The following is an 8579-nucleotide window of genomic DNA, read 5'->3' as shown; positions in this document are numbered from 1 at the left end:
GGCCCGTTCCCGACGTCGGGAACGGGCCTCGAAGCATGGGTCACACCTCGAGCAGCTCGGTTTCCTTGTGCTTCACCAGGTCGTCGACGCTGGCCACGTACCGCTGGGTCAGGTCGTCGAGTTCCTTCTCGGCGCGGCGACCGTCGTCCTCGCCGGCCTCGCCGTCCTTGACGATCCGGTCCAGCTCTTCCTTGCCACGGCGGCGGACGTTGCGGATCGCCACCTTGGCCTCCTCGCCCTTGTGCCGAGCCACCTTGATCATGTCGCGGCGGCGTTCCTCGGTCATCTGCGGGAGCAGGATGCGCAGCTGGTTGCCCTCGTTGTTCGGGTTCACCCCGAGGTCCGAGTCGCGGATCGCCTTCTCCATGGCATTGATCTGCGAGTTGTCGTACGGCTTGATGATGGCCATCCGCGGCTCGGGGACCGCGATGGACGCCATCTGCGTCAGCGGCGTGGGCGTGCCGTAGTAGTCGATGATGACCTTGGAGAACATGGCGGCGTTGGCGCGACCGGTACGGATGGCGCCGAACTCCTCCTTGGCGTGCTCAACCGCACGCTCCATCTTCTCCTCGGCCTCGAGGAGGGTGTCGTCGATCACCGGTCTCCTCGCCTCCTTCTGTGCTCGTGGTGGGCTCTGCTGAAAGTCGTCAGACCGCTGTCGTCGTCGCCGATCGGCGGGACTCAGGCGGTGATCAGGGTGCCGATCTTGTCGCCACCCACCGCGCGGATGATGGTGTCGTCACCCTGCGCGCCAAAGACCAGCATCGGCAGGCCGTTCTCCATGCAGAGGCTGAACGCCGCCGCGTCGGCCACCCGCAGGTTGCGGCGCAGCGCCTCGGAGAAGGTGATCGAGTCGAGCTTGCTGGCGGTGGGGTCGATCCGCGGGTCGGCGGTGTAGACGCCGTCCACGCCGTTCTTGCTCATCAGCACCACGTCGGCCCGGATCTCCAGCGCCCGCTGGGCGGCCACGGTGTCGGTGGAGAAGTACGGCATTCCGGCGCCGGCGCCGAAGATGACCACGCGGCCCTTCTCCAGGTGCCGGATGGCCCGCAGCGGGATGTAGGGCTCGGCGACCTGGGCCATCGTGATGGCGCTCTGCACCCGGGTCTCGATGCCCTCCTTCTCCAGGAAGTCCTGGAGCGCGAGGCAGTTCATCACCGTGCCGAGCATGCCCATGTAGTCGGCGCGGGCCCGGTCCATCCCACGCTTCTGCAGCTCCGCGCCGCGGAAGAAGTTGCCTCCGCCGACCACCACGGAGACCTGCACGCCGCGGCGGACCACTGTGGCGATCTGCCGGGCGATGGCCTGGACGACGTCCGGGTCGACGCCGATCGCGCCGCCACCGAAGACCTCACCGGAGAGCTTCAGCACCACCCGGCGGGCACGTCCCGGCGGCGGTGCCGTCGGATCGTCCAGCTCCAGCGTCCGGTCACTCACAACCTGCGTCATCCGCCCCGCCCTTCCCCACGCGCACGCCCCGTGCGGCGCGTACCGCGAACCTGCCGCTGCCGACCCTATGTGACGAGGAGGCCGCGGTGCCTGTCACGTACACCGGCGGCCTCCTCGTTGATGTCTCCTGCCCACGGGCGCCAGCGGCGCCCGGTGGCGGCTCAGGCCTGGCCGACCTCGAACCGCACGAAGCGGGTGACCTCGATGCCGGCCTCGGCCAGCAGCTGCTTCACCGACTTCTTGTTGTCAGAGACGGACGACTGCTCGATCAGGACGAAGTCCTTGAAGAAGGAGTTGACCCGACCCTCGATGATCTTCGGCAGAGCCGCCTCGGGCTTGTTCTCCTCGCGGGCGGTCTGCTCGGCGATGCGCCGCTCGGACTCGACGACCTCAGCCGGAACCTCGTCCCGGGTGAGGTACTTCGGCCGCATCGCGGCGATCTGCATGGCCACACCACGGGCGTCGGCGTCGCCGGCCTCGTCGGTCTTGCCGGTGTACGACACCAGCACGCCAACGGCCGGCGGCAGGTCCTGGGCCTTGCGGTGCAGGTAGACGGCGGTGGTGCCCTCGACCCGAGCGAACCGGTTGAGCACCAGCTTCTCGCCGATCTTGGCGGACTGCTCCTGGATCAGGTCCGCGATGACCTTGCCGTCGAGCTCGGAGGCGAGCAGCTCCTCGGCGGAGTTCACGCCGGCGCGCTCACCGTGCTCGACCAGCTGCTGGCCCAGCGCGATGAACGACTCGGTCTTGGCGACGAAGTCGGTCTCGCAGTTGAGCTCGAGCAGCGCCTTGCCGGAGTGGGCGACCAGGCCGTTCGCGGCCGTACGGCCGGCCCGCTTACCGACATCCTTGGCGCCCTTGACGCGCAGGATCTCGACGGCCTTGTCGAAGTCGCCCTCGGCCTCGGTCAGCGCCTTCTTGCTGTCCATCATGCCGGCGCCGGTGAGGTCGCGGAGCTTCTTGACGTCCGCGGCGGTGATTTGGGACATGGCTCTCTCTTCGGTGTTGAGACGGCGTGTGGATGGTCAGAGGTGCCGGTTACCCGGATCCGGGCGGATCGTGCCCGGAGTACCGTCGCTGCCCGCCGTTCGCAAAAACGGACGGCGGGGCAGCGACGGTGCGATCACTCCGCGGTGGCGGCCGCCGGCTGCTCGGTGGCGGCCTGCGCCGGCTGCTCCGGGGTGGCGGGCTGCTCGGCGGCAGCGGCGGGCTGCTCGGCCGTGGCGGCCGGAGCGGCCGACTCGTCGGCCTTCTTCGGCTCGAGCAGCTCGCGCTCCCACTCGGTCAGCGGCTCGTCGCTCGCGACACCCTCGGGCTTCTCGTCGTTGCCCCGGCGACGGCCGGAACGCGCGATCAGACCATCCGCGACGGCGGCGGCGACGACCTTGGTCAGCAGCTCCGCCGAGCGGATCGCGTCGTCGTTACCCGGGATCGGGAAGTCGACCTCGTCCGGGTCACAGTTGGTGTCCAGCACCGCGATCACCGGGATGCCCAGCTTGCGGGCCTCGTCGACGGCGATGTGCTCCTTCTTGGTGTCGACGATCCAGACCGCGGCGGGAAGCTTCTGCATGTCCCGCAGGCCACCGAGGGTGCGGGTCAGCTTGATCTTCTCGCGGGAGAGCTGCAGCGTCTCCTTCTTGGTGTAACCGGCGGCGGTGCCGCTGAGGTCACCCAGGCCCTCCAGCTCCTTCATCCGCTGGAGCCGCTTGTAAACGGTCTGGAAGTTGGTCAGCATGCCACCGAGCCAGCGGTGGTTGACGTACGGCTGGCCGACCCGGGTCGCCTGCTCGGCAATCGCCTCCTGGGCCTGCTTCTTGGTGCCGACGAACAGGATGCTGCCACCCTCGGCGACGGTCCCACGCACGAACTCGTACGCCTTCTCGATGTACTCGAGGGTCTGGCGCAGGTCGATGATGTAGATGCCGTTGCGCTCGGTCATGATGAAGCGCTTCATCTTCGGGTTCCAGCGCCGGGTCTGGTGCCCGAAGTGGACACCGCTCTCCAGCAGCTGACGCATGGTCACGACGGCCATGGTTGGGGTACTCCTCAAGGTCCCTGGTTGTCACGCCCGGCCGGTGGCCGGGCGTCCTGGCGCCTGGTCGCCGACCCATGGTGGACCCGATCAAGATCGGGACCAGGGAGGCCGTCGCTCCACGACGATTCGTGAAGAGGGCGCGCGAGGTCGACCGCACGAGGCGGTCGCCAGTTGGCCAGTGTACGCCCCTCACCCGTTCAGCCGCCCCGGGGTGCGCGTGGCGTGCTGCTCCGCCGGCTCTTGTCCGAACCGCCAGCCTGACCCGGCCGCTGGCGGCGGGTCAGGCTGGCGGCGGGGCCGGGTCAGCCGGCGGCGAGCGCGGCGGCCACGAAGAGCACCAGGCCGACGGTCAGGTAGGCCGTCGGTGGGCGCAACCAGCCCCGGCCGTTGTCGGCGAGCGCCAGACCCCCGGTTCGTAGCCCGTACAGCCCGGTCGCGAAGATCGGCAGCCCGGCGACCAGGGCGATACCCGCCACCACGTTCCCGGCGTCCACCGGGTCGCCGGTCACGCCCGCCAGCAGCACCCGCGACGCGGGAACCTCGAAGACCAACACCAGCAGAGCGAAAAGTACGGCCAGCACCGGTCGACGGGTCCGATAGACGCCGTCGGCGGCCGGCGGATACACCGGCGGCTCACCTGCGGGCAGGTCGGGTCGCGGGCCGATCCCGGGCATCGGGCCGGTCGGCATCTCCAGCGGGTGCGGCGTGTCGCCGCCGCTCCGGGTCGGCTCGATGATCGGGTACCCACCGAGCGGAGCGGGACGCGCCTGGTCGGAGAGCACACCGGCCGGCGCTGTCGACGTGCTGTCGCGGGACGTCTCCGGCGCCGCGCTGGTCACCGGAGATCCCGCAGTGGTCGTCTCCCGGGCGGCCCGGCGTCCGGGCAGCTCACCGGAGGTCTCCGAGGGGTCCCGGTCCGCCCGCCGCGATCGGGTGGCCCGGTAACCGTCCGTCTCCGGCCGCGCGGCACCCAGCGGGTCGACCGCGCCGAAACGCCCCGAATCAGCCTCGCTCGCCCCGAACCGACCGGCCTGATCGTCCAGGGCGCCGAAGCGACCCGAGTCCGACTCGGGCGAACCGAAGCGACCCGCGTCGACGGCGCCGAAGCGTCCCGAGTCCGGCTCGCGGCGGCGGCCGACTCCGGTGTCCTCGACGGAGCGGCTGTCTTCCGCACCACGCTGCTCGGGAATCTCACCGTCCCCGTACCGCGGTTCGCCCGCGCCGCGCCACTCCGACTCGCCGTAACCGCGACCCCGCTCGTCGGGGTACCAGCGCGACTCCTGATCTTCCGGAAAACTCCGTCGTCCGTCCACGTCAGGCACCGTATGCGACCGGCCACTCCCGCGCCATTTCAGCCCGGTCGGCCACGCGCCACCGGTCCCCGGGAGCGCAGGGCACGAGTCGCGCCGAGGTGGCGCCGGTGCGGGCCCCTGCACCGTGATCAAGTGATGGAAAGTAGGTCAGCGGCGGTCCTGACACCTACTTCTCATCACCTGATCATGGTGGCCCGTCGGTGGAGCGCAGCCGGCCGCGCTACCGGCCTCGGTCGGAGGCCCAACGCCGCTAGCACACCGGGGGCATGATCGTCCGACTGTCCACAGCACCCCCGTCGTCCACAGCTGGGCCCCCGCCGGGTCGCGGCGATCACCCTCCGGCGGGCACCGTGCCGGCCATGACGAAGCGGAACCAGGCGGTTGGCGCGTACGGCGAGCAATGTGCGGCCCGGCACCTGACCGAGGCGGGGCTGCGCCCGATCGCCCGAAACTGGCGCTGCCCGGCCGGGGAGATCGACATCATCGCGTGGGACGGGCCCGTGCTCGCCTTCTGCGAGGTGAAGACCCGCCGGGGTGAGGCCTTCGGCACCCCGGCCGAAGCGGTCGTACCGGCCAAGGCCCGCCGGCTGCGAGGGCTCGCCGCGCGGTGGCTGAGCGAGACCGGTACGACCGCCGAGGAGGTGCGCTTCGACGTGCTGTCGGTGCGGCTGCCCGACGCCGGTCCGGCGCAGGTCGACCACCTCAAGGGCGCGTTCTGACATGCGTACCCGGAGGATCGGTGACGCGCCGTGAGCTACGCGAAGGTGCTCTGCGTGGGGCTGGTCGGGGTGACCGGCCACCTCGTCGAAGTGGAGGCCGACCTGGCCGCCGGCCTGCCGGCGGTGGTGATCTCCGGCCTGCCGGACACCGCCCTGCACGAGGCCCGCGACCGGGTTCGCGCCGCCGTGGTCAACTCCGGCCAGCGCTGGCCCAACCGGCGGATCACCCTCAACCTGCTGCCAGCCACGCTGCCGAAGTTCGGGTCGGCCTTCGATCTGGCGATCGCCGCAGCGCTGCTGGGCGGCTCGGGTGAGTTGCCGCTGCTCCCGCTGGAGGGGGTGGTGGTCCTCGGCGAGCTGGGGCTCGACGGGACGGTCCGGCCGGTGCGCGGCGTACTCCCGATGGTCGCCGCCGCAGCCCAGGCCGGCGTCGCACGGGTGATCGTCCCGGTCGGCAACGCCGCCGAGGCCGCCGTCATCCCCGGGGTACGGGTGCGAGCCGTGGACAACCTGCACCGGCTCGTCGCCTTCGTTCGGGACGGGACCCCGCTGATCGAACCACCGGCGGACATCCCGGAGCCGCTGGCCGGTGGGCCGGATCTCGCCGACGTCGCCGGGCAGCAGCTGGGTCGCCGCGCCCTGGAGGTCGCCGCGGCTGGCGGGCACCACGTGGCACTGCTCGGCCCACCGGGCGCCGGCAAGACGATGCTCGCCGAACGGCTGCCGTCGATCCTGCCGGAGCTGGACGACGACGCGGCGCTTGAGGTCACCGCGCTGCACTCGGTCGCCGGGCTGCTGCCGCCGGGTGGTCGGCTGCTGCGTCGCCCGCCGTTCCAGGCGCCGCACCACACCGCGACCGTGCCGTCGCTGGTCGGGGGCGGCTCAGGGCTGGCCCGACCCGGCGCGGTGTCGCTGGCGCATCGCGGGGTGCTCTTCCTGGATGAGGCTCCCGAATTCAGCAAGGGTGCGCTGGAGGCGCTGCGCCAGCCGCTGGAGCACGGCCGCATCCAGCTGAGCCGCAGCGGGGGCGGCACCGTGTACCCGGCCCGCACCCAGTTGGTGCTGGCGGCCAATCCGTGTCCGTGCGCGAAACCGGCCGGCGATGCGCACTGCGAGTGTTCGCCGCTGGTTCGCCGCCGCTACCTGGGAAGACTCTCCGGGCCGCTGCTCGACCGGATCGACGTCCAGGTGCGGCTGATGCCGGTGCGGGCGGCCGAGCTGATGGCGACCGACGGCAATGTCGAGACCTCGGCGACGGTCGCCGCCCGGGTGGCGGCTGCCCGGCAGGCGGCGGCCGCCCGCTGGGCCGACCTCGGCCGACGGCTCAACGCCGAGGTGGAAGGGCCGCACCTGCGCCGACCGCCGTGGCGACTGCCGGCCCGGGTCACAGTGGAGTTGCGGGGCCGGCTCGACTCCGGCTCGCTGTCGGCGCGCGGCTTCGACCGGGTGATCCGGATGGCCTGGACCATCGCTGATCTGGACGGTCGCGACCGACCTGACCAGGACGACGTCCGGGAAGCGCTTCAACTACGGACGGGAGAGGCGACATGAGCGCCGAGGAGGAACGAAGGCTGGCCCGGGTCGCCCTGACCTGGTTGGCGGAGCCGGGCACGCGCGCGGTGCATCACCTGGTCGAACGGCACGGCCCGGTGGAAACCCTGGATCTGCTGCTCGACGGCGGCAGCCCGAACGGCTGGCTGCACACCACTGTCGCCGCACGCTCGGCGGCCGGCGACGCGCGAGCGGTGGCCGCGGAGGCCTTGGAGCGGGCAGACCGACTGGGTGCCCGGCTGGTCACGCCGGACGACGAGGAGTGGCCGGCCCAGGTCGCCAGCCTGGCCACGTTGCGACTGCCGGACGTCAGCCGCCGGGTGGACGGTGAGACCGCCCCACCGCTCTGCTTCTGGGTACGCGGGAGCTGGCCGCTCGGCGAGGCGCTGGATCGTTCGGTGGCCGTGGTGGGGGCGCGGGCGGCCACCGGCTATGGGCAGCACGTCGCGACCGAGCTCGGGTACGGGTTGGCCGAGCGGGACTGGACGGTCGTGTCCGGTGGGGCGTTCGGCATCGACGCCGCCGCCCACCGGGGCGCCCTGACCGCTGGCGGTCTGACCGTCGCGGTGCTCGCCTGCGGGCTGGACCGCCCGTACCCGATGGGCAACGCCGCGCTCTTCGACCGGATCGCCGAGACGGGGCTGCTGGTCAGCGAGTGGGCGCCCGGTGCCGAGCCGCTGCGGCCCCGGTTCCTGATCCGCAACCGGGTGATCGCCGTAGGCACCCGGGGCACCGTCGTGGTGGAGGCGTCGGCGCGCAGTGGCGCGACGCAGACCGCGCGGCGGGCCATCCACGCCAATCGGGTGGCCATGGTGGTGCCGGGGCCGGTGACCTCGGCGATGTCCGTCGGCGCCCACGAGTTCCTGCGCGAGTTCCCCGACAGGGCCCGGCTGGTCACCGGGGTGGCGCACGTACTGGAGGAGGTGGGTCGGATCGGCGCGGACCTGGCCCCGCTGGCGCGTGGACCGCAGCGGGCCACCGACGCGCTGGACGACGACACGCGGTCGCTGCTGGAGGCGCTGCCCCGCCGAGGCGCGATGGGCGTGGACCGGCTCTCCGCCCGCGCCGGCGTCGACCTGCGGACCGCGTTGCGCAAGCTGTCGCTGCTGGAGGAGCTGTCCATGGTGGTGCGTCGCGACAACGGCTACGCCCTCGCCCCGCCCGCCAAGCAGAAGCGTGCGGCGGCGGAGACGCCCGGTCGACCTGTCGCCTGAGCGGATTTGTCACCGCCGCCCGGCCAGGATGCCCGTAGCCGCTCGCGGTCGGGAGCCCGGCCATCCGAAACTGCCGGTACCGTGCCCGGTCATGGGTGCAATCAAGCCGTGGCACATCAGCGTGCTCTGCTGTCTCGTCGTGACCGCCGTGCTCGTTGTCGGCCTGGTCGTGTACCTGAGCAAGAGGAACAACAGCCGGTAGTCGGGGGTGGACGCCGGTACCGTCGTGTCCGGTGGCGGCGGCGGCCCGGCCGTAGGCTGGTGCCGTGTCAGCCGTCAGTGAGGGTGCCGGGGCCGA

The 8579-nt window shown here is 71.8% G+C and carries 7 protein-coding genes and 1 pseudogene; 3 read left to right on the top strand and 5 right to left on the bottom strand.

Annotation, left to right across the window (positions count from 1 at the left end; all coding sequences use genetic code 11):
• Nucleotides 1–40 precede the first annotated feature (40 nt).
• The 5 genes and pseudogenes from frr to PSH03_RS32300 form a co-directional block, all read right to left on the bottom strand.
• A complete protein-coding gene (frr, locus tag PSH03_RS32320; RefSeq protein WP_203149044.1) occupies nt 41–598 on the bottom strand; it encodes a ribosome recycling factor in 558 nt (185 codons plus the stop codon).
• Between the two features lie 83 nt (nt 599–681).
• Entirely contained in the window at nt 682–1449 is a 768-nt protein-coding gene (pyrH, locus tag PSH03_RS32315) for a UMP kinase (RefSeq protein WP_030487501.1), read from the bottom strand.
• A 161-nt stretch (nt 1450–1610) separates the two neighbouring features.
• Complete coding sequence (gene tsf / locus PSH03_RS32310) at nt 1611–2438, bottom strand: translation elongation factor Ts (RefSeq protein WP_091400300.1); 828 nt, start codon at nt 2436–2438, stop codon at nt 1611–1613.
• A gap of 134 nt (nt 2439–2572) precedes the next feature.
• Nucleotides 2573–3481, bottom strand: coding sequence for a 30S ribosomal protein S2 (rpsB, locus tag PSH03_RS32305; protein WP_238691316.1), 909 nt, complete (start codon nt 3479–3481; stop codon nt 2573–2575).
• A 305-nt stretch (nt 3482–3786) separates the two neighbouring features.
• Nucleotides 3787–4834 (bottom strand): annotated as a pseudogene (locus tag PSH03_RS32300) (hypothetical protein).
• 322 nt (nt 4835–5156) lie between these two features.
• On the opposite strand from PSH03_RS32300, the gene PSH03_RS32295 reads away from it, so the two are divergent.
• From PSH03_RS32295 to PSH03_RS32285, 3 genes are read left to right on the top strand one after another with little or no spacing between them, the layout of a single operon-like run.
• Nucleotides 5157–5516: a YraN family protein gene (locus PSH03_RS32295; RefSeq protein ID WP_210784358.1), complete on the top strand. Its 360-nt coding sequence runs from the start codon at nt 5157–5159 to the stop codon at nt 5514–5516.
• A gap of 30 nt (nt 5517–5546) precedes the next feature.
• Nucleotides 5547–7067, top strand: coding sequence for a YifB family Mg chelatase-like AAA ATPase (locus PSH03_RS32290; protein ID WP_238691314.1), 1521 nt, complete (start codon nt 5547–5549; stop codon nt 7065–7067).
• The gene (locus PSH03_RS32285) at nt 7064–8281 is read left to right on the top strand and encodes a DNA-processing protein DprA (protein ID WP_238691313.1); all 1218 of its coding nucleotides are present in this window, start codon (nt 7064–7066) and stop codon (nt 8279–8281) included. Before PSH03_RS32290 ends, PSH03_RS32285 begins: the two co-directional genes overlap by 4 nt.
• Nucleotides 8282–8579: the final 298 nt, after the last annotated feature.

The organism is Micromonospora salmantinae (assembly GCF_022230905.1).
Taxonomy (GTDB): Bacteria; Actinomycetota; Actinomycetes; order Mycobacteriales; family Micromonosporaceae; genus Micromonospora; species Micromonospora salmantinae.
Note: the sequence above shows the minus strand (reverse complement) of the source record. Positions and strands in the feature narration are given on the sequence as shown.

What these genes read in the sequence shown, in the direction of transcription:
- PSH03_RS32295 (WP_210784358.1), top strand. Translation starts at nt 5,157, where the DNA reads ATGACGAAGCGGAACCAGGCGGTTGGCGCGTACGGCGAGCAATGTGCG.
- tsf (WP_091400300.1), bottom strand. Translation starts at nt 2,438, where the DNA reads ATGTCCCAAATCACCGCCGCGGACGTCAAGAAGCTCCGCGACCTCACC.
- PSH03_RS32285 (WP_238691313.1), top strand. Translation starts at nt 7,064, where the DNA reads ATGAGCGCCGAGGAGGAACGAAGGCTGGCCCGGGTCGCCCTGACCTGG.
- pyrH (WP_030487501.1), bottom strand. Translation starts at nt 1,449, where the DNA reads ATGACGCAGGTTGTGAGTGACCGGACGCTGGAGCTGGACGATCCGACG.
- rpsB (WP_238691316.1), bottom strand. Translation starts at nt 3,481, where the DNA reads ATGGCCGTCGTGACCATGCGTCAGCTGCTGGAGAGCGGTGTCCACTTC.